General features: G+C 42.4%; 19 protein-coding genes. 13 read left to right on the top strand and 6 right to left on the bottom strand.

Annotated features, from left to right (window positions below):
- Window positions 1-61: 61 nt before the first annotated feature.
- From N477_RS18055 to can, 3 genes are all read left to right on the top strand, one after another.
- On the top strand, window positions 62-1,111 hold the full coding sequence (locus N477_RS18055) for an ABC transporter substrate-binding protein (RefSeq protein ID WP_063362838.1): 1,050 nt from the start codon (window positions 62-64) through the stop codon (window positions 1,109-1,111).
- Window positions 1,112-1,190: 79 nt separating this feature from the next.
- Window positions 1,191-2,375, top strand: a complete 1,185-nt coding sequence (locus N477_RS18050; RefSeq protein ID WP_063362839.1) for a methyltransferase — start codon at window positions 1,191-1,193, stop codon at window positions 2,373-2,375.
- Window positions 2,376-2,389: 14 nt separating this feature from the next.
- The gene (gene can / locus N477_RS18045) at window positions 2,390-3,082 is read left to right on the top strand and encodes a carbonate dehydratase (RefSeq protein ID WP_063362840.1); all 693 of its coding nucleotides are present in this window, start codon (window positions 2,390-2,392) and stop codon (window positions 3,080-3,082) included.
- 64 nt (window positions 3,083-3,146) lie between these two features.
- On the opposite strand, the gene ubiK is transcribed toward can, so the two are convergent.
- The gene (gene ubiK / locus N477_RS18040) at window positions 3,147-3,410 is read right to left on the bottom strand and encodes a ubiquinone biosynthesis accessory factor UbiK (protein ID WP_063362841.1); all 264 of its coding nucleotides are present in this window, start codon (window positions 3,408-3,410) and stop codon (window positions 3,147-3,149) included.
- A gap of 188 nt (window positions 3,411-3,598) precedes the next feature.
- On the opposite strand from ubiK, the gene rep reads away from it, so the two are divergent.
- The gene (gene rep, locus N477_RS18035; protein ID WP_063362842.1) at window positions 3,599-5,611 is read left to right on the top strand and encodes a DNA helicase Rep; all 2,013 of its coding nucleotides are present in this window, start codon (window positions 3,599-3,601) and stop codon (window positions 5,609-5,611) included.
- Here the strand turns inward: rep and N477_RS18030 are convergent.
- The 3 genes from N477_RS18030 to elbB all read right to left on the bottom strand — a co-directional run bounded on the left by N477_RS18030 (window position 5,600) and on the right by elbB (window position 9,579).
- Window positions 5,600-8,170: a diguanylate cyclase domain-containing protein gene (locus N477_RS18030; protein ID WP_063362843.1), complete on the bottom strand. Its 2,571-nt coding sequence runs from the start codon at window positions 8,168-8,170 to the stop codon at window positions 5,600-5,602. The genes rep and N477_RS18030 overlap by 12 nt on opposite strands.
- A 158-nt stretch (window positions 8,171-8,328) precedes the next feature.
- Window positions 8,329-8,718, bottom strand: coding sequence for a c-type cytochrome (locus N477_RS18025; protein ID WP_063362844.1), 390 nt, complete (start codon window positions 8,716-8,718; stop codon window positions 8,329-8,331).
- Between the two features lie 207 nt (window positions 8,719-8,925).
- Window positions 8,926-9,579: an isoprenoid biosynthesis glyoxalase ElbB gene (elbB, locus tag N477_RS18020; RefSeq protein WP_063362845.1), complete on the bottom strand. Its 654-nt coding sequence runs from the start codon at window positions 9,577-9,579 to the stop codon at window positions 8,926-8,928.
- Between the two features lie 421 nt (window positions 9,580-10,000).
- On the opposite strand from elbB, the gene polA reads away from it, so the two are divergent.
- From polA to N477_RS18005, 3 genes are all read left to right on the top strand, one after another.
- Complete coding sequence (polA, locus tag N477_RS18015; protein WP_063362846.1) at window positions 10,001-12,751, top strand: DNA polymerase I; 2,751 nt, start codon at window positions 10,001-10,003, stop codon at window positions 12,749-12,751.
- 459 nt (window positions 12,752-13,210) lie between these two features.
- Window positions 13,211-13,777 (top strand): YceI family protein, encoded by a 567-nt coding sequence (locus tag N477_RS18010; protein ID WP_063362847.1) that lies wholly within the window; start codon window positions 13,211-13,213, stop codon window positions 13,775-13,777.
- Complete coding sequence (locus tag N477_RS18005; RefSeq protein ID WP_063362848.1) at window positions 13,767-14,306, top strand: DUF1285 domain-containing protein; 540 nt, start codon at window positions 13,767-13,769, stop codon at window positions 14,304-14,306. Before N477_RS18010 ends, N477_RS18005 begins: the two co-directional genes overlap by 11 nt.
- Here N477_RS18005 and yihA read toward each other — a convergent pair.
- Window positions 14,303-14,947 (bottom strand): ribosome biogenesis GTP-binding protein YihA/YsxC, encoded by a 645-nt coding sequence (gene yihA, locus N477_RS18000; RefSeq protein WP_063362849.1) that lies wholly within the window; start codon window positions 14,945-14,947, stop codon window positions 14,303-14,305. The genes N477_RS18005 and yihA overlap by 4 nt on opposite strands.
- A 352-nt stretch (window positions 14,948-15,299) precedes the next feature.
- Between yihA and N477_RS17995 the strand changes: the two genes are divergently transcribed.
- From N477_RS17995 to N477_RS17980, 4 genes are all read left to right on the top strand, one after another.
- A complete protein-coding gene (locus N477_RS17995; RefSeq protein ID WP_063362850.1) occupies window positions 15,300-15,932 on the top strand; it encodes a c-type cytochrome in 633 nt (210 codons plus the stop codon).
- Window positions 15,933-16,568: 636 nt separating this feature from the next.
- Entirely contained in the window at window positions 16,569-17,219 is a 651-nt protein-coding gene (locus N477_RS17990) for a class I SAM-dependent methyltransferase (protein WP_063362851.1), read from the top strand.
- A gap of 26 nt (window positions 17,220-17,245) precedes the next feature.
- A complete protein-coding gene (gene yihI, locus N477_RS17985; RefSeq protein ID WP_063362852.1) occupies window positions 17,246-17,824 on the top strand; it encodes a Der GTPase-activating protein YihI in 579 nt (192 codons plus the stop codon).
- Window positions 17,821-18,336 (top strand): DUF2489 domain-containing protein, encoded by a 516-nt coding sequence (locus N477_RS17980; RefSeq protein WP_063362853.1) that lies wholly within the window; start codon window positions 17,821-17,823, stop codon window positions 18,334-18,336. Before yihI ends, N477_RS17980 begins: the two co-directional genes overlap by 4 nt.
- 46 nt (window positions 18,337-18,382) lie before the next feature.
- Here the strand turns inward: N477_RS17980 and N477_RS26140 are convergent, their stop codons facing one another.
- The gene (locus N477_RS26140) at window positions 18,383-18,538 is read right to left on the bottom strand and encodes a hypothetical protein (protein WP_155731949.1); all 156 of its coding nucleotides are present in this window, start codon (window positions 18,536-18,538) and stop codon (window positions 18,383-18,385) included.
- Between the two features lie 269 nt (window positions 18,539-18,807).
- On the opposite strand from N477_RS26140, the gene N477_RS17975 reads away from it, so the two are divergent.
- Together N477_RS17975 and N477_RS17970 are read left to right on the top strand one after the other, a co-directional pair.
- A complete protein-coding gene (locus tag N477_RS17975; RefSeq protein WP_063362854.1) occupies window positions 18,808-19,389 on the top strand; it encodes an anthranilate synthase component II in 582 nt (193 codons plus the stop codon).
- Window positions 19,390-19,434: 45 nt separating this feature from the next.
- Window positions 19,435-20,610: an HDOD domain-containing protein gene (locus N477_RS17970; RefSeq protein WP_063362855.1), complete on the top strand. Its 1,176-nt coding sequence runs from the start codon at window positions 19,435-19,437 to the stop codon at window positions 20,608-20,610.
- Window positions 20,611-20,760: the final 150 nt, after the last annotated feature.

Here is a 20,760-nt window from a genome sequence, read left to right as displayed (position 1 = left end):
ATTCCTGTTCTTTCTGTCCTTTGACTTCTATATTCATTGATAGATTCTCTAAGGACAGCCTATGCTTCGTTGCTTTTATTTATTTGCTTTCATTTGCACCAGTGTCCATGCATCTGTGCTAGAGCCTGTCACACTTCAACTTAAGTGGGTCCACCAATTTCAATTTGCGGGTTATTATGTTGCTAAGCAAAAAGGCTTTTATCGACAAGCTGGCTTAGACGTGAATATTATCCCTGCACAAAAGCATCAGCCTGATGAACAATTTAAAGTACTATCAGGTCAAGCACAGTTTGGTGTCACGCATTCGGGGTTGTTAGAGCAGCGTATGCAAGGAAAGCCTTTAATTGCTCTGGCCTCGGTGTTTCAGTCTTCACCTTATTGTTGGATGGTACGTGCGGACAGTGATATTTATTCCCCAAAAGATTTTCAAGGTAAAAAAATTAGTCACTTGGGGCGTACCGAAGGTGCCGAGTTAGTTTTGATTTTAGAGCGTGCGGGTATCGATGTCAGTCAGTTGCCAATTTATTCGGGCCTGTCTCCTTTGCAAGACTTTAAAGCAGGCCAGTTTGATGCGCTGCAGGTTTATGTGTCTAATGAACCCTTCAAAATGGCACAGCAAGGCATAGCAACACGGCAGATCTGTCCAAAGCACTATGGCATCAATGTTTATGCGGATATTTTATTTACCTCTGAAGATGTTTATAAGTATCGACCTGAAATGGTCGCTAAATTTCGCAGCGCAAGTTTACGAGGGTGGCGCTATGCACTGGCGAATTTAGAGGAAGCCTTGCAAATCACAAAGCTCTACGCGACGCAAAAAAGCTTTGAAGAGCTGGCGAATGAAGCTGATAAATTAGTCCCTTTTATAAACGCGCCGGGGATCCCAATTGGCAATATGTCTCTGGCCAGATGGCAGTGGATAGCGCAACTATATCATTTAGATATTGTGGCTTTTCATGAGCATAAAAATGCGTTTTTATACTCTGAAGAGAGCGCAACTGACATCAATTGGTCGTGGATGCTCATTTTGGCTGTCGTGATGAGTATACTCTGCGTTCCTATGTATGTCGGTTTGGTACTGCAAAGAAAAAGCTATAGTTTGATGGATTGACAGGAAGCTTTAGTGAGAGGTTTTCTATCGTCATGATGATAGATTACAATGAGGCTACGTGCAGTAACTATAAAATTTTATGATCTCGTCTTACATCACACACTTTCAGTCACTCGATAGACTGCTCCATGAAACACGTCAGTATTGGCAATTATTAGCCTTTGATCATTTGGTAACGCCTTGGCCTGAGTTAGACGAATATTTATCGACATTGGATGAGCAAACTGTCACTGCACTGGATATGGATCAAGGTGCTTTGCAGCAAGCTTTGGCAAAGTACATTCCACAGCTAACCGAGATAAGCGAGTTAACACAAGTCACATTAACTGAGCGTCCGCGCACTGAGCTGCCTTTTTGGTTAAGTAATGGCATCAAGGGGCGTAAAGTTGGTCAATTGCAAGATTTTGTTTCTGCACTGAATGAGCAACAACTTCCGGTATTGGAGTGGTGTGCGGGGAAAGGGCACTTGGGGCGGATCTTAGCTTATACGGGTGTACCGCATGTAGACAGTATTGAATTGCAAGCACACTTATGTGAGCAAGGAGCGCAGAGTGCTGCGCATCAAAAGCTCGATATGACGTTTCACTGCGCTGATGTGCTGAGCGATCCTGTGAGCCATCATTTTAAAGTAGCGCAACATGCGGTGGCACTGCATGCATGCGGTAAGTTACACCAGAATTTTATGCGTGAAGCAGCTAAGGTGGGCTGTGAGAAAATTAGCTTATCGCCTTGTTGTTATCACTTGTTTACCAGTGATGAATATCAACCAATGAGTGAAGAAGGCCAGCAAAGTGCGCTGCGTTTAACACATAATGACATGAAGTTAGCGTTACAGGAGACTGTGACCGCACCAAGTAGAGTGGCCAAGGTGCGTAAAAAAGAAGTACTGTGGCGATTGGCCTTTGATGCGCTTCGACGAGACATCACTCAGACAGATCATTATGTCAGTGTCCCCTCTGTTAATAAGGCCATTTTTTCTGGTGAATTTGTTGAGTTTTGTGTGTGGGCAGCAAACAAAAAAGGCATCGACTTGCCTGAGCAGGTCGACTATCAGCGCTATTTATTACAGGCGCAAACAAGGCAAAAAGTGACTGAGCGCATTGAGCTAGTTCGCCATGGTTTTCGGCGTGCGATTGAATTATGGCTTGTACTAGATAGAGTGTTATATTTGCATGCAAAGGGGTATGACGTGACGCTAGAACAGTTTTGTGAAAAGTCACTGACACCAAGGAATTTATTGATACAGGCAACCAAACGCCAGTAGCGCGAGGAAAAGCAATGTGCCAAAAACATAACAATCACTTAGCACACTTATTGGAAAATAATCGTCAGTGGGCAGAGCGCACGCGGGTACGCGATCCTGAGTTTTTTAAGACTTTATCGATGCAGCAAAATCCTGATTATTTGTGGATTGGCTGCTCTGACTCGCGAGTACCTGCGAATGAAATTGTTGACCTAATGCCTGGTGAGCTGTTTGTTCACCGCAATGTGGCTAATGTTGTGGTGCACACGGATCATAATTGTTTGTCAGTGATGCAATATGCGGTCGAGGTACTAAAAGTAAGCCATATTATGGTGGTGGGTCATTACGGCTGTGGTGGTGTTAAGGCGGCGTTAGAAGAAGCTAAATTTGGTTTGATAGACAATTGGTTGAGACATGTTGTTGATATCAAAGAAAAGCATCAGGCATTGTTACGTGAAGTCACTGAGGTTGAGCGCAGTGATGTATTATGCGAGCTGAATGTCATCGAGCAAGTACGCAATGTTTGTCGCACGAGTATAGTGCAAGACGCATGGCAGCGCGGACAACAGCTAAAAGTGCATGGTTGGGTGTATGGGCTGGCAGATGGCCTACTTAACGAGTTGGTACCAGGCGTGAGCTCTCAATCTTGTTTGGCAATGAGTTATGAACAATCCTTGCTCTCGTTAGTCACGCGTCATTTAGATAAGGCGGCTGAGCAAACTGGATAATACAGGTGCAATAACACAAGCACGCTAAACAACGTGCTTGATGTATTTTTCAAAACTTAAAGTCTTATTCAACGTCGCTTTGCTTGTCTAGTTTTGCTTCTAATTCTGCTACTTTGGCTTCTAGCTCAGTAAGCTTTTCACGTGTTCTGATCAACACTTTACTCTGAATATCAAACTCTTCACGGCTAACAAAATCCATTTCGGTCAATTTTGTTTGAATTGCTTGCTTGGTTTTTGCTTCGAAAGTTTCTGCTAAATTACGCACACCTTGTGGCATGTTGCTTGAGATCTGCTTTGCGATCTCTTCGATTTTTGCTGGGTTTATCATGTCAGTGCCTTATAGCTAGTTGATACGCAATATCTTACCGTAAACTAGAATATCGATAAATGCATTTTAATCTCTGTTACGTATCTAAATGTGTCTACGTTCAATCATAATCAAAACATTGCAAATTGGTATTGTGGCATGAATAAGATAAACTAAGCGGCTCCAGTTGCTCAGGGTACACGCCTTTTATGAAACTCAATCCCAAACAAGATGAAGCCGTTAAATATATTAGTGGTCCATGCCTCGTATTAGCAGGGGCTGGCTCGGGGAAAACCCGTGTAATCACAAATAAAATAGCGTATTTGGTACAGCAGTGTGAATATAAAGCGCGCAATATTGCGGCGGTAACCTTCACCAATAAAGCGGCCAAAGAGATGCGTGAGCGTGTATCTCAAACACTGGGGAAGCAAGACGCAAAAGGGCTTTGGATTTCAACGTTTCATACCTTGGGTTTAAATATCATCAAAAAAGAAGTTAAAACACTGGGATTTAAACCCGGCTTTTCACTGTTTGATGATCAAGATACCAACCAATTGCTATCAGAGTTAACGGAAAAAGAACTCGAAAAAGACAAAGATTTACTCAACTTATTAAAGATGCAAATTGGTAACTGGAAAAATGATCTGATCTTGCCTGAGCGTGCCATTAGGGAAGCACGTGAACCGCAAAAAGCGTTGTTTGCACAATTATATGCACGTTATCAAACTCAACTTCGCGCATATAATGCCCTGGATTTTGATGATCTGATCATGATCCCAACCTTGCTCCTTGGCAGCTCCGCAGAGGTGAGAGAACGCTGGCAGAACCAGTTTAGATACTTGTTGGTGGACGAATATCAAGATACCAATACCAGTCAATATCAGCTGGTGAAATTGCTGGTGGGTGAACGCGCTCGCTTCACCGTAGTTGGTGATGATGATCAGTCTATCTATTCATGGCGTGGTGCTAAACCGCAGAATTTGGTGTTATTGAGCAAGGACTACCCAGGCCTGAGGTTAATTAAGCTAGAGCAAAATTACCGAAGTGCTGGGCGCATATTAAAATCTGCTAACATCTTGATTGCCAATAACCCCCATGAATTTGATAAAAAACTTTTCAGTGAATTGGGTTATGGTGACCCACTGCGTGTGATCGCGACCCGTGATGAGGAGCATGAGGCTGAGCGAGTGGTGGCTGAGATCATTTCGCATAAATTTATGAAGCGCACTAGCTATAAAGATTATGCCATCTTATATCGCGGCAACCACCAAGCGCGTGTGTTTGAAAAAGCCCTCATGGCCAACCGCATTCCTTACAAGATCAGCGGTGGCATGTCATTTTTCGCTCGCAGTGAAATTAAAGACATCATGGCGTATCTACGACTATTGGTAAATCAGGATGATGACAATGCATTTTTGCGTATCGTTAACACCCCGAGACGTGAAATTGGACCTGTGACGCTCGAAAAGCTAGGCAGCTTAGCCAACGACAAACATATTAGTTTGTTTGAGGCGTGTTTTGATCCTGAATTGACACAACGCTTAACTGGCAAAGGGTTTAACGCCTTGGCAGGCTTTGCACGCTGGGTCGTGGAGCTAAGTGATCGTGCTGTAAGAGGTGATACGCTCGAAGCGGTGAAGGATATGATCCGTGAGATCAATTATGAGACCTATTTATATGAGTCTTCAACCAGCGCAAAAGCAGCAGAGATGCGCATGAAGAATGTCTCTGAATTGTATCGTTGGATCAGTGACATGCTGACAGGGGATGCAGATAATCCGCCGATGACATTATCTGAAGTAGTAACAAAGTTAACCCTCAGAGATATGCTAGAGCGCAATGAAGAAGAAGATGAAAGTGATGCTGTACAATTGCTGACTTTGCACGCTTCAAAAGGCCTGGAATATCCGCATGTATTTATGGTGGGTATGGAAGAGGGGTTATTACCGCATCAAACCAGCATTGATGAAGATAATGTCGAAGAAGAAAGGCGTTTAGCGTACGTGGGGATCACCCGAGCACAGCAAACGTTGACTATGACCTATGCCAAAAGCCGCCGTCAATTTGGTGAGCAGATCACCCCAGAGCTGAGCCGTTTTGTACAAGAGCTGCCACAAGATGATTTGCAATTTGAAGGCAAAAAAGCGGTGGTATCTCAGTCTGAGAGAATGGAAAAAGGTCAGGCGCGTGTCGCTAACTTACGCGCAATGTTAAAACGTTAGTGTTTCTTGCTCGTCAATGCCTGTGCTGTTTTGGCGAGCGCTCTTTAAATTTTGTTGCTTGCCAAAAAACAGTTTTAGGCCATGTTTTTCCAATAAGCTTCTGAAGTTTAAGATGGCCGGTCCCTTAGCAATCACTTGTATAGATTTTAATTTGGTGATCGCCAATATTCCTTGTAGCTGAATATCATAGCTGTTTTGCTGTAAAACACGTTTACTAAATACTGAACTCAATAAGACATATTTAAAATCAATATTGCTTAAAAAGGCGAGATCGCAGCGCTCTTTGGCGAAATCATTGAGGCCAATGTTGACCCCTAACTGTGGCAGTTCTTTGAGGTTTTCAAGTTGGACACTAGAGGCATAACGGACTTCACTTTCATCAAACATGAGGCAAAGCTGGGTTGTGTTGTGTGCAAGCATTTGCTTGAGCGTCGCAAAGGAGGATGACTCTAGAATGATGGTTGAACATGCGAATAACACGTCTTGATCATAGTTTTGCGCAATTTTGAGCGCCTTTTCTAGTAAGCCCAATTCAATGTCTAAATGCTCATCTTTCGCAGCCGCAAATTTTTTCAGTACATCAAAGCTGGTACTGCCGAGTACTGGATGCTCGCCAAATGCTTCTAAAGTAATGATCTGTGTCGAGTGATTGGTAAAATCAACCACCTCTGTACTTCTAAAGTGCGTCGGTAGCGCTGTTAAATGATGTTGTTCTTCAGGCTTATTATTGTTGCTTGTAGACGCAGTTAATAATGGATGATAAAACTCATATCGGCCGCGCCCCGCATTTTTTGCATAGTACATGGCTGCATCCGCATCACGAATGATCTCGTCGGTATTTTTATACTTTTTATTGCTGTAGGTGATGCCGATACTGGCACCGCTTTGCATGCACACGCCTTTCATACAAAAGGGTTGCTGCATCACGCGAATAAGGCGTTTAGCCACATCTTCGGCTTGTTGTTTATCGGTTAGGTGGTCTAATAAAATGACAAATTCATCACCTGCAAGACGTGCGAGTAAATCGTGTTCACGAATACATTCTGCAAATGCGCTGCTGACCCAGATTAAAAACTGATCGCCGGCTTGGTGCCCCAGCTCATCATTGATCACTTTAAACTTGTCCAGATCGATAAACAATACGGCAAAGTTATGCTCAGGATAACGTTGATATTTTTGCAGTGTTTTTTCAAGCTGAGTTAAAAACAAACTGCGATTTGGCAATGATGTGAGCGGATCATGATGTGCGTCATGATAGAGTTGCTGTTCAATTTTTTTACGCTCTTCAATTTGCATTTGCAGGTGCAAATTGGTTTGTCTAAGCGCTTTTGTCTTTTCGGCAACGCGATGCTCAAGCTCCTGGTTGCTGGCTTTGAGTGCCTGATTAGCCAAGTGAGTTTGCAGTACTGAGGCGATTTGGTTTGATACAAAAGAGATCAGCTCAACATCTTCATGGTTGTATTCGTATTCATGGTTATAAGCTTGGCAAGCAATTAAACCGATCACCCCTTTAGCTGTTTTGAGCGGTGCCCCTAGCCAACTTGTGGCCGTTTCTAAGTCGTCGTAATCCGGTGGGCGTTTGACAACTCCGCCTTCAATTAAAATTGCTGCACGTTTGGTGTCGATAAGCTGACTGCGCTCGGTGGTGATGACAAGCTCACTGTATCCTTTAGCAAAGGGCCGTGGGCGATATTCAGTGACTTCATCAACACAGTAGGGGAAACTCAGCCAATTTGAACCCGTATCATGCAAAGCGATATAGAGGTTGTTAGCAAAGGTAATAGAGCGAATGATTTTATGTACTTGCTTGTACACATCATCGATGTCGCTAAACTGGGTTGCCAGTTCAGAAATCTTAAATAAGATTTGTTGTCGCTCTAGGGCGCGCTTACGTTGCTCAATCTCTTTATTGAGTGCGTCATTACTCTGCATCAGCGCACGTGTGCGGATCTTGACTTCTGATTCGAGTAACTCACGCTTTTTGACGCGCTCAATCGCCGTAGCTAGGTATAAAGACATCACCTCAAGAAGCTCAATCTGATGTTCGCTGTAAGCTTGTTGAGGTTGATAGCTCTGGGATACCATCACACCAATGATGTTTTTATCTCGGAATATCGGTACGCCTACCCAATGTTCAGCTGGGCTGCCTAGGGCTTTAAATTTGCAGTCATCGATCATGTGCTGCATTTCATCTTTGGTTAGATACAGCACCTTTTTGGTATTAAAGACATAGCCAGTAACCCCTTGGTCAAAATGATGTGACTCATGTAACGGCACAGAAATACCATCTTTTTCATCAACAAAATAAGAGAGCTCAAGTGTCTGGGTAAACTGGTTTTGCAGCACAACATAGAAGCTTTTGCTGGGCAGGTGTTGCTCTAAGATACTATGAATTGCGGGGTATAAAAGGGTTAGCTCGGCAACTGTACTAGCCTGCTCAGAAAGCTGTATCAAGGCATGTTGCAAGTGATAGTTTTGTTTGTATTTTTTCAACAAGGACTCTAAGCGTCGATTCTTACGAGTCAGCTTGCGAATTGCAACGTCGTTTGGATCTTCCAATGATAAAACCAAAGGCTATTATTGTTTATTTATTAAACTTTATATTTTCACTTTTGACTTGAGGGGTCAAGTGCAAAATGTTAATTCAGTTACTAGACAAACATTTTGCCCTAATAGAGACAAATATGCGAGGATTTGTCTCTATTTTTTAAACGGTTTTATTTTAGCATGAAGTCGATAGCGGCTTGGATTTCTTCGTCGCTACAATCCATACAAGTGCCTTTTGGTGGCATTGCATTGAATCCTTTGATGGCGTGGTCAAGTAGTACGTCAGGGCCTTTACTTAAACGCGCAGCCCAATCATCCGCTGTTTTTGGCGCACCCAGTGCACCTGTACCATGGCAGGCGAAACAAGAGGCTTGGTAGATTTGCTCACCAGAGCGTGGGCCCGATGGTGCTGCGGCTGCAGTGTCTTGTGCACCCGCTAAATAGACTGAACCTATCGGCGCTAATCGCTTTTTGATGGCTTCTTCGGTTAGAGAATTATCATACGGCTGGGCGACGGCGGCCGTGGATAGCATTAAGAGTGCTGCTGACAGTTTCTTCATTTACCTTGCTCACTTCAAATTTAATGTCTTCGATCACGAAGCACGACGGATGACGGTTCCTAATTGAGTATAACGTCACCACCAAATTAGTTAAAATTTAAACTTGATCTTAAGCGTATAAAAAACATCTTTTATTGCGTTAGGGCAAAGATTTGGTCGTTTATGCTTAAAACCAAGCAAATTTTTTGTGAGCAAGTAATTGCGTGTTTAATCGATCAGTTGTGCGAGGCGTTTTATTGCTTTTTCGATGCCTGCTGATGCTTCAACGATGTTACTTGCCAGCATATACGCAGGCGTACTAATTACTTTTTGCTGCTCATCGACAATAATGTCTGTAACCGCACATTCTACGTGTTCTGCGCCGAGTGCATTCACAGCCGCAGCAGTGTCAGCATCTGTGCCAATGGTTGCTTTTGTACCAGGTTGATGAATATGGCCGATCAGAGCTGGTGCAATACATAGATACGTGATCGGCTTCTCTTTGCTGTTGAATTGCTGACATATTGATTTAAGTGACTCAAGCACTTGTGACTGTGCGCCTTTGAACGCAAAATCAGATAAGTTTTTAGCAACGCCAAATCCACCTGGGATCACTAAGGCAGCAAAATCATCCACGTTAAGCTCTACTAAATCTTGAATTTCTCCGCGTGCAATACGTGCAGCTTCAGTTAATACATTGCGAGATTCAGCTTGCACTTCACCCGTTATATGGTTAATCACATGATGTTGTTCAATATTCGGGGCAAAGCAGCGGTATGCAATGCCTTGCTGTGCTAGATGAAGCATGGTCAATACAGATTCATGGATCTCTGCACCATCAAATACCCCACAACCACTAAAAATGATTGCTACTTGTTTCATTTCTTATCTCCTAAGGCTTATTGTGCCTGCTATATTCAATGTAAGACGACCAACTGTGAAAAAAAATATAAAGGATCTGCTTTGATCTTTGATCATTTATGTTAGTATACGCGTCCGCTCGAAATAACGGGTCGTTTTATCACCAGTTCTCTATGGTGAAAAATACATGAGTTAATACATTTCCACAAATTCATATTTTATTGTATGAAATTTAGTTTGTGTATTTTACTATATTTATCAGTGTGTTGTATGTATTAGAACACTAGCTTTAATTTATCGCTGGTGCTTTTCTTATGTTTATCTACAAAGTTATCCACAGTTTTTCCTTGTTAAGTTTCATTGCACTCCTCTCGTTTTATGCTATGCCTTGTGGCATCCTTAGCAAGTTATTCAATTTCATTTATTAGGATCCAAAAATATTATGCCTCAGATCCCAGAAAACCCTTTAATTTTGGTGGATGGTTCTTCCTATTTATTCCGCGCTTATCATGCGCCACCGCATTTGACAAATTCTCAGGGGGAAGCCACTGGCGCAATCTATGGGGTAATCAATATGCTTAAGAGCTTACTTAAGCAATTTGATCCTAGCCACATGGTGGTGATATTTGATGCTAAAGGGCCAACGTTCAGAAATGACATGTATTCTGAGTACAAGGCAAACCGACCGCCGATGCCCGATGATCTGCGCACGCAGATTGAGCCAATTCATGAGATCATAAAAGCAATGGGTCTGCCATTGGTGAGTATTGCTGGGGTCGAAGCGGATGACGTAATTGGTACTTTCTCTCGTATTGCTTCTGAACAAAAGCGCCATGTTTTGATCAGTACTGGCGATAAAGACATGGCTCAGTTAGTAAATGAGCATGTGACGTTAATCAATACGATGACGGATACGGTTTTAGATCCGGCAGGCGTGGTGGATAAATTTGGTATCGGTCCTGAGTTGATCATTGATTTCCTTGCCTTGATGGGTGATAAGGTCGATAACATTCCTGGTGTGCCGGGCGTTGGTGAAAAAACGGCGTTGGCAATGTTACAGGGCCTAGGCTCAATTACCACGCTTTACGATAACCTAGATGAAATTGCACCACTTGGTTTTCGTGGCTCGAAAAGCATGGCGAAAAAGCTAGAAGAGCATAAAGCTCAGCTTGAGCTTTCATATGAGCTAGCGACCATCAAACTGGATTGTGATGTTGAAGAAGATCTCGATACATTCAAGATCCAACCGATGGACAAAGATCGATTGGTTGAGTTATATGGTCAATGTGAGTTCAAGCGTTGGTTGAGTGAACTGCTCGATGGTAAATCAGCAGCGGATAGCAAAGCGCCAGCAGCTGTCGAAGCGCAACAGCCCGAGATTAAAGGCAACTATGAAACAATTTTAACGGTTGAGCAGTTAAAAGTTTGGGTGGAAAAGCTCAAGAGCGCAGATGTTTTTGCCTTTGACACTGAAACCACCAGTCTAGATTACATGCAGGCTGATTTAGTTGGCATGAGCTTCGCGGTTGAAGCTGGTGAAGCGGCGTATTTACCGTTAACGCACGACTATATGGGTGCGCCTGAACAGCTAGATAAAGGCTTGGTGTTTGAACATCTACAGCCGATCTTAGAAGATGAAAGCATTAAAAAAGTAGGGCAAAATTTAAAGTATGATAAAAGCGTACTTGCCCGTGCGGGTATCACATTAAATGGCATCGCATTTGATACTATGCTTGAGTCTTATGTCTTTAACAGTGTGGGTACCAGACATGATATGGACTCATTGGCACTGAAGTATTTAGGCCACAAAAATATCAGTTTTGAAGATATTGCCGGCAAGGGTAAAAAGCAGCTTACATTCAACCAAATAGAGCTTGATAAAGCGGCACCTTATGCAGCTGAAGACGCCGATATTACGCTTCGTTTGCACCAGCATTTATGGCCGCTACTAGAAAAAGAGTCGAGTCTGGTGGGTGTGTTTATGGATATTGAATTGCCATTAATTAATGTTCTTTCTGATATGGAGCGAACGGGCGTTCAAATTGACAGCACCATGCTAGGTGAACAAAGCTTAGAAATTGAAAAGCGCTTAGCAGAACTGGAACAAGAAGCATATACCTTGGCTGAAGAAGAGTTTAACTTAAGCTCCACAAAGCAATTACAAGCGATTTTATTTGAAAAGCTTGGACTGCCAATTTTGAAGAAAACACCAAAAGGTGCACCTTCTACCGCTGAGGAAGTGCTACAGGAATTAGCACATGATTATCCTTTGCCAAAGCTCATCATCGAACATCGCGGCTTGGCAAAGTTGAAGTCGACCTATACAGACAAATTACCAAAGCTGGTTAACGCGGATACGCAACGTGTACACACTTCATATCATCAAGCTGTGACTGCAACAGGTCGTTTAAGCTCCAGCGATCCGAACTTGCAAAACATTCCAATTCGTAACGAAGCAGGGCGTCGGATCCGCCAAGCATTTGTTGCAGATCAAGGGCATGTGATTTTAGCAGCCGACTACAGCCAAATTGAGCTGAGAATTATGGCGCATTTATCTCAGGATAAAGGTTTGTTAAGCGCATTTGCGCAAGGCAAAGATGTACATAGTGCAACGGCTTCAGAAGTATTTTCAGTGCCACTTGAAGAAGTGACCTCGGATATGCGTCGCAAAGCCAAAGCGGTAAACTTTGGCTTGATCTATGGTATGAGTGCATTTGGCCTTGCGCGTCAGTTAGATATTCCACGTAATGAAGCTCAGCATTACATGGATAAATACTTTGAGCGCTTCCCGGGTGTTTTAGAGTATATGGAAAGCACGCGTGAAAAGGCGGCTGAGCAAGGGTATGTTGAGACGTTGTTTGGTCGTCGTCTTTATTTACCTGATATTAAGGCGCGTAATGGTGCGCGTCGTAAAGCTGCTGAACGTGCGGCAATCAATGCTCCAATGCAGGGAACCGCTGCTGATATCATTAAAAAAGCCATGATCAAAGTGCATCAGTGGTTGCAAACACATAGCCAAGATGAAATTAAGCTATTAATGCAAGTACACGATGAATTGGTTTTTGAGATCAGTGCCGATAAGGTTGATGAATTTAGCGAGAAAATTTGTAGTTTAATGAGCGAAGCTGCGCAATTAGATGTGCCGCTTGTGGTGGAAGCCGACCACGGTGAAAACTGGGAACAAGCCCATTAATTAAGTGCTTTTTAGCGTTTATACATAAAAGCATGGCCTAGCCATGCTTTTTTATTTGCCTTGCATCAAACACGCTCTGTGTCCCGAATTAGCTGGCTTGGTGTAAAGCTAACGTAAAAAATATCACTTCTTTGTTTAATATTTATCAAATTGGCTCGTTATTTGCTTTGTGCTGTTTATTTCTAGATGGCTATTTGCTAAAGTTCGCCGCGTCCTCATCCTGTAGGACATCCTGTTGATGATGTATCTCTCGAAAGAGGATACTGTGTATTGATAGCTTCTCCCCAGATTGCTATAACGGCTCGTAAAAGGTTTATACGAGCCGGCTTTTCTCTTCGTAATAATATCTGCCAATCTTTTAAAAGTTCGCCATATCAAATATTGAACAACGGGTGTAAATCTAACTCTCTCCATATTTATTTGTTAAGATGTGAAAAACTTTACAAATAGGAATATGTCATGCTTAAGCCTTTTCTTGTTGGTAGCTTATGCTTAATGTCTCAAGCGGTGTCCGCTTGGCAGCTAAATAATGAGCTGAGTGATCTGAGCTTCACCTCTATAAAATTAAATAGCGTCGCTGAAAATCATCATTTCACATCATTATCTGGCGAGATCGCTGAGTCAGGCCAGTTGAGTATAGAAATTGATTTAAGCAGTATTGAGTCTCTGATCCCAATCAGAAATGAGCGCATGAAAAAAGTGCTTTTTGATGTTTCTCAATATCAAACAGCGACCATTAAGGCTGATATCAAGCCATGGTTATCCCAGCTCAATACGGGTCCTCAAGTGCTCAAAGCAGTACCCGTTACGCTTAATTTGCATGGTAAACGCTTGGTGTTAAAGCTGGATCTTATGGTGAATAAACAGACTAAAACATTGCAAGTATCACCACTGCGCGCAGTACTGATTAACAGCCGTGATTTTGACCTGACAGATGGGATTGAAGTCTTACGCAAGTTGGCAGGTCTAAATAGCATCGCTCAAACTGTCCCTGTGACATTTAATTTGGTTTTTCATGACAGATAAACTGGAACAGTTAATAGCGCACTATGTGTCTGCCCATTCACCGACTGAGCGTTGGCAAGCTGGTGAGTGTGGTGTGGGTACATTCTCGATTGACAGTGCAGGGCGTTGGTTTCATCAAGGGGATGAGATTAAACGCCTCGCATTGGTGCGCTTATTTGCCAGTGTGCTCAGTTGTGAGCAGGGTGAATATACCCTGAAAACGCCCTCTGAAACATGTACAGTCACTGTAGAAGAAAGCCCATTTATTATTGTTGCTTGGCATGTGTCTGAGGTTGCGCAGCAATATGACGTTGAGCCAACGATTATCTGCGAAGATAATTTGGGTAGGCTGTGGCCTATTTGTAAGGCATTTCCCTTGTACATGACAGAGTATAAAGGCCTGCAAGTCCCGCATTTACAGCTAAATTATGGGTTGTGCGCGCGAATTGAGCGCAATGTCTATTATCAATGGGCAGAGATTGCGAAGTACAATGAGCAACGTCAGTCGATGACATTGCACTCCGCAGGACAGGCGTACGAGCTAACCTAGTCGTTTGGCGCGTTATCGTCCGCTTCTTCTTTTACATAAGGTCCTAGGAACCAATCATCGAGCTGCCAAGCAAGCTCTTTTAGTCCAAGTCCTTTTAACGATGAAAAGGCATGCACAGTGATATCGCCGTCTAGTTCAGAAAGGGCTTTTCGTACTTGTAAAACTTCGGCTTTGCGTTTGCCTTGCTTTAATTTGTCCGCTTTTGTCAGCAGTGCAAGTACCGGAATATCACTTCCTACAGCCCAATTGATGAGATCCATATCTAAGTCTTTCATAGGGTGGCGGATATCCATTAAAACCACAATACCTTTTAGGCTCTGTCTTTTTTGCAAATATTCGCCCAGAGACTTCTGCCATTTTTTCTTCATCTCAATAGGGACTTTAGCAAAACCGTACCCAGGTAAGTCAATTAGGCGCTTGTCTTCATCCAGAGCAAAGGTATTGATCAACTGAGTACGGCCAGGGGTTTTACTGGTGCGTGCCAATTTTTGATCTGTCAATGTATTCAAAGCACTAGACTTGCCAGCGTTAGAACGCCCGGCAAATGCGACCTCTATGCCACTGTCTGCAGGTAGGCGGGTAATATCAGGTGCGCTGGTGATGAAAGTAGCGCGGTTATATGGCATACGAGATTTTAACACTCTAACTCCTAGGCGGATTGCTTGATTCTTTAATTCATACCTATTTTATTACATCTGGCACACAATGCAAAAGCTGAGAAAGTCGACAATTTTTAGCAGCGTCAAGAGAATTTCTGGACTAAGTTTAATCTATGTCAATTACCTATAAATTAGCAGTTTTATAATAGCCACTAAGCATGGCGGGGCTTTTTTTATCGTGTAGTATCTAAATATTACAAGGTAAAGCAACAAACATTGAGCGTCACTTAATAAATTTAAGTCAATGTGCACAGATTAGTATCTGTTTATGTCGGTGAAATTTAGCGTATTTCATTTAAGCAGATAGTTACAGGGTCGGAACAGAGAATTTACCATGAAAAAAATAGCATTATCTTTAACTATGCTGCTTGGCACGCTGTCATTCAACAGCGCAGTAGCATTCGATGGGGACGCCGAAGCTGGTAAGGCTAAAGCGGCAACGTGTGCAGCATGTCATGGACCAAATGGCAACGCCCCTGTAACCATGTATCCAAAAATTGCAGGCCAGCATGCTGATTACATGTATAAACAGCTCAAAGAGTTTAAATTGGGTATGACATCAGGTGGTGCTAAAGGTCGTATGGATCCTGTGATGAGTGGCATGGCCATGCCGCTGTCGGATCAAGATATGAAAGATTTGTCAGCCTATTTCGCTAGTATGCCAATGAGTGCAGGCACAACCCCTGAAGATGTAGTTCAGACTGGCCAAAAGCTATATCGAGCGGGCGATGCGGAGCGAGGGATCCCTTCTTGTATGGCATGTCATGGTCCAAGAGGTAATGGGACATCTTTGGCGCAATTCCCGAAAATTTCGTTTCAACACCCTGAATACATAAAGGCACAGCTTATTAAGTTCCGTGATGGCACTAGGGGTAACGATGCAAATGGTATGATGAGAGATATCGCCGCAAAATTGACGGACAAAGATATTGAGGTCTTGTCAAAGTATTTGGGTGGTTTGCACTAAAGTCGTATTTGGTTTTACGTGATATAACGTAAACTTTTAGTATTGAAAAAGGCAACGTGATCGTTGCCTTTTTTTGATCTGTACCTTGTGAGATATATCTTACTTTCGATGTAAGACAGTAGCGTTCCTAATTTGTAGGAGTTAACGCAAATTAAATATGTATTTTTTTGTAAGCACATGTATTTTCTTTATTTTTAATTTATCTTCTGTTACCTAGGTAATAATTTTGTTATTGATTAGTTGTAACTGTTTAAAATAAGCGTAGATTAATCCCTGTCGTCAAGACAACATAAAAACAGGGACAATTCGAAACGGAAGCGTAGACGACAAGTTTAAGTATTCATTTGAATACAATTAAACAAGGATGAGTACAAAAGCGTTAGGAAGACCGAAAATAAAAAAAGCAATGGAAGTTTGATAACAAAAACAATATGGATAGCAGCACGGAAGTAACAATAAAAACAAAATGGATGATAAATAATAAGAAAAATAAAGACTAAAAGTCGAAGGGAGAAGTGTCCAGATTGAGACGCTCAGATTAGCAGACGGTAGAGAGTAATCTCTGCCGTCTTTTTATTTGTACACTTTTTAATTGCTGTTACAATACTCCTTTTAAGCAGGTTTGGTTCATCATCTTTGCAAAATCCACAAACGCTTCAATGTGGCCTCTGTGAATCAGAGTCGCTAGAACACTATCATCGGGACAAATTTCGTGATTATTGGCAGTGTCAGCACTGTAAGTTAGTCAGTGTCGCGCCATGCGACAGGTTATCTCCGCAAGAAGAAAAAGCCATTTATGATAGTCATGAAAATGATCTACATGATATGGGTTATCGCCGCTTTCTGTCGCGAGTATTCGAACCGATTAACGCGCGTTTGCCAAATCATCAACACGGGCTTGATTTTGGTTGTGGTCCAGGGCCTTTATTGGCCAAGATGTTTCAAGAAGTGGGGCACACAGTCGCCTTGTATGATTTATATTATGCAAATACCCCAACGGTTTTAAACATGCAATATGATTTCATCACATGTACAGAAGTGATTGAGCACATAGCGCAGCCCAAAGCTGTATTTGAGCAGCTAGTGGCGATGTTGAAGCCTCAAGCTCCCCTTGCAATGATGACCAAGCTTGTCATAGATCCAACACGTTTTGCATCTTGGCATTATAAAAATGACCAAACACATATTTCATTTTTTAGTCGCGAAACGTTTGAGTATGTAGCAAAGCAATTTGGCACCAAGCTAGAGTTTATTGGGAATGATGTGATCATTCTAAGTAAACAATAGTCGGTTAAAGTAGATGGTAGAGAAGCATGACTAGAAAGAAGAAATCACGCAAATTAGGTGAAAACGGCACACCGAGATTAAGTAAGGAAAAGCTTCGTGAATTGCGTGCTATTAAAGAGCAACGCACAAAAAAGAATAAAGGGAATAAAGCGGGATCACGTAATGCCCAAGAAGCCAAGATTGAGGTGAAATCTCAAACTGGAACGCAAACAGATCCGCGTGCAGGCAGTAAGAAAAAAATTGCACTGACGCCTGAAGTACAAACACCTAAGGCTGAGCCGCAGATGAAACGTCATCTAACGCCGCAAGTAACACTCAGCAAGGCGAATGAACCAGAGCTAACGCTTGAGCAAGAGCTGCAGCAGTTAGAAAATGATGAGCGTTTAATGAAGCTATTAGAGCGTCATGAACGTGGAGAACTATTAACAGGTAAAGATGCTAAGTTCTTCAATCGCGCGATCGCTCGTCACCAAGAGTTATGCGAAATTCTTGGCATAGATGATGAGTTTGAAGAAGAAGATATGATTGAAGCTGATCCATTAGCTGATTTTGTCAGTAATGATCTGGCGGATGAGTGGTTAGATGATGACGAGGATGAGCGATGAGCACGATTTGGGTGGTCGCATTAGTCGTTGGCGCTTTAATTGTCGCAGGTTTGGCTTTTTATGCAGGCAAATTACTGTGGCAGCTTAAAGTTCAAAAGGACACGATTGCTAAATTGAAAGAAGAGCAGGCAAAGAAGCTGGAAAAATCCAGACAAGAGCGCAATGGCAAATTGGCAGATAGCATAAATTTGATTGCAAAAGCGATGAAGCAAAAGCAATGCGAGTACTCAGAAGGGTGTTTACGTGTTTGGGTATTGATCTCTCAATACAGCTTTGATTCAGAAGTGGCTTTAGAAAAGACCTATCCAGGTGTTTTTGAAATGTATGATGAAGTCAAAGAAATGCCGACACACGATGCTCGCAAAAAGTATTCAAAAAAGGAAATCTTCAAAATGGATACTCAGCGTTGGCGCGCTGAAGAGCGACTTGAGGCACAAATATTGAAAGATTGCGACAAACTACTAGAAGAGTTTAAAGCTTTACCTGGTAGCGAAAACGTGGTGTTTCAATAATTACACATAACAGCTGGGCTAACAGCGCCCAGCTGCGTTCGGACGCTTATGCGGTTTTGCAAGTATTTTGCTGACCGATTGAGAAATCGGTATCAGGTGATTGGAAAACTGCACCGCCAGCAACCTGTTTGGTTTTTTGTGTGTTGATAGCGTGCTCAGTAGATAAATTCTTGATGCGTTTCTTTTTGATTGTGAATTTCATATTTCTTCCTTATTGTTTTAATGCTCCTCTATACTATTTTCCTTTTCCTTCAGTTGTCTAGTGTTATATGTAACAGCGTATGTGTAAGCTCTTTAAGCAGGTGTTTTTGTCGTTTGAGAGGTTATGCCAGTGAATTTACAAATTGTGTTATCATGCACGGCCAATCGCAGAGCGCGAGCCGTTGTTACCACGGTGGCAGTGAAGTAGTACTTTGAATTTGATGTAGTAAGTAAAATGGTGAGTCTTAAAAGTTTAGAGGTAAAGACGGAATGATATTAATGATAGACAACTATGATTCGTTCACGTTTAACCTAGTCCAGTATTTTCAAAAGTTAGATCAAGATGTGCTTGTTAAGCGCAATGACGAAGTGTCTATTGCCCAGATAAAGCAGCTAAACCCGGCGCATATCGTGATTTCCCCAGGCCCTTGCAGCCCGAATGAAGCCGGTATATCTTTGCAAGTTGTACAACAGTTAAAAGGACAGTTTCCGATTTTAGGTGTGTGTTTGGGTCATCAAACGATTGCACAAGCAATGGGAGCTCAAGTACACAAAGCAAAATCTGTGATGCATGGTAAAGTGTCACAGATACACCACTCAGATCACGGGATGTTTAAGGGGCTACCGCGCCAGTTTAATGTCTGTCGATATCATTCTTTGGCCGTGGATGCAGAGACGTTACCAAACAATTTAGCGATTACTGCGTGGACGCAAAGCGACTCTAATGAACTAGATGAAATAATGGGCTTGTGTCATACTGACCTCGCATTGGAAGGCGTGCAATTTCACCCCGAAGCAATCTTAACTGAGTATGGCTTAAGACTACTTGATAACTTTATTGCTCGCTTCTAACCTTTAAAGAGCTTTCTTTTAATATACCGAAAAAGATTATAATTGATGACACAAGATATTAGGCAGTCGCACATTGCTCAAGCCATCGCTCAGCGTGCACATGACGTTCTAATTAGCCATAATTTTGCACAGCAGCAGATAGGTTATATCCATACATTTGACATGAACTTTGGGGAGTCAATCCCACAGCGTACTATGCTCGAAGTTGAGTTGGCAGCGGCTGCAAAACGTCAAGAAAAAAGCACCAGTCATCATAAATATATCGCGAAGGCGAGTAACCATCTGCATCAAGTGATTGAAAGTGGGATAGAAACTCAATTAAGTGACCTAGATTCGATTTATGCTGATGTGGTTGGCATACAAGATGCTGTGCCAACCGTTTTAGATATTTTAGCCGTTAAATCTGCCTCAGTAGGGCGTTTAGAGCCATTAGTTAATGATTTATCATGGCTTGGCCGGGACTTGGTTTCTCTGGTGAACTTACCTCAGTACCGCAAAGTAAACAGTAAAGGGACGTCTGTAAAAGTGGATACGCCAGCATTGGCGCTGCGTTATCTCGGTCTAGAAAATTTACAGATGGTGATCCCAACATTTGCCGTGCGTCATTGGATGCCACATTCAACGGAGCCGTTTCCACTACTAAAAAGAAAGCTCAGAGATGTGAGTATGGCCAGTGCCATAGCAGCAAAAGCATTAGCACCTCTATATGATGTAAAAGAGCAACATGCTTTTACGCTGGGTATGTTACTTGATTTGGGTAAAATTGCTCTGACACGTTTATATTTGCGAACTTATGAGCGTGTTTGGCAAGGGAAAGTTAAAATTGCCAGAGATAAAAGCCAAAAAGACTTACATACTGCGTTGTTAGAGTTAGGGCCAGATCCGCTATTTTTGCGTAACTTGTTACTCGAGCACGCACCAGTGGTTTCCCAGCGCCTCATTGAGCAGATGTCATTTAAATACTTGCCATTTAATGCTGCTATGTCGGAATTCGCGCAAAGTTATCTGCCAAATGTGAATAATAACCCATCCGAGTTACTACCATTAACGCAGGTACTGAGAAAAGCGTATGGCTATGCACAATATCAGCTTTTGAAAGACAGCCATTTAATTGAGCAGGATGAAGCCAAAGATTGGTTTACTTATCTGGGTCTAACCGCTCAAGAAGAAAAATTGTTGGCCAAAACATCATTACAAAGCCTTCAACTGACAATTTTGTAAAAAAACTGGAAATTTTTTCACGCTTATTCATTCATTCGCCCCATTGCCAAGGATCGACTAAAATCCTTGTATGATGGGGGCGTATCCAATCACGACGTTAATAGTTATTCACTGTTCTTGAAAGAATATATTAAATCCTTGAATATCAAG

It is taken from the genome of Pseudoalteromonas luteoviolacea H33-S (genome assembly GCF_001625695.1).
In the GTDB taxonomy this organism is placed as follows: Bacteria; Pseudomonadota; Gammaproteobacteria; order Enterobacterales; family Alteromonadaceae; genus Pseudoalteromonas; species Pseudoalteromonas luteoviolacea_B.
Note: the sequence above shows the minus strand (reverse complement) of the source record. Positions and strands in the feature narration are given on the sequence as shown.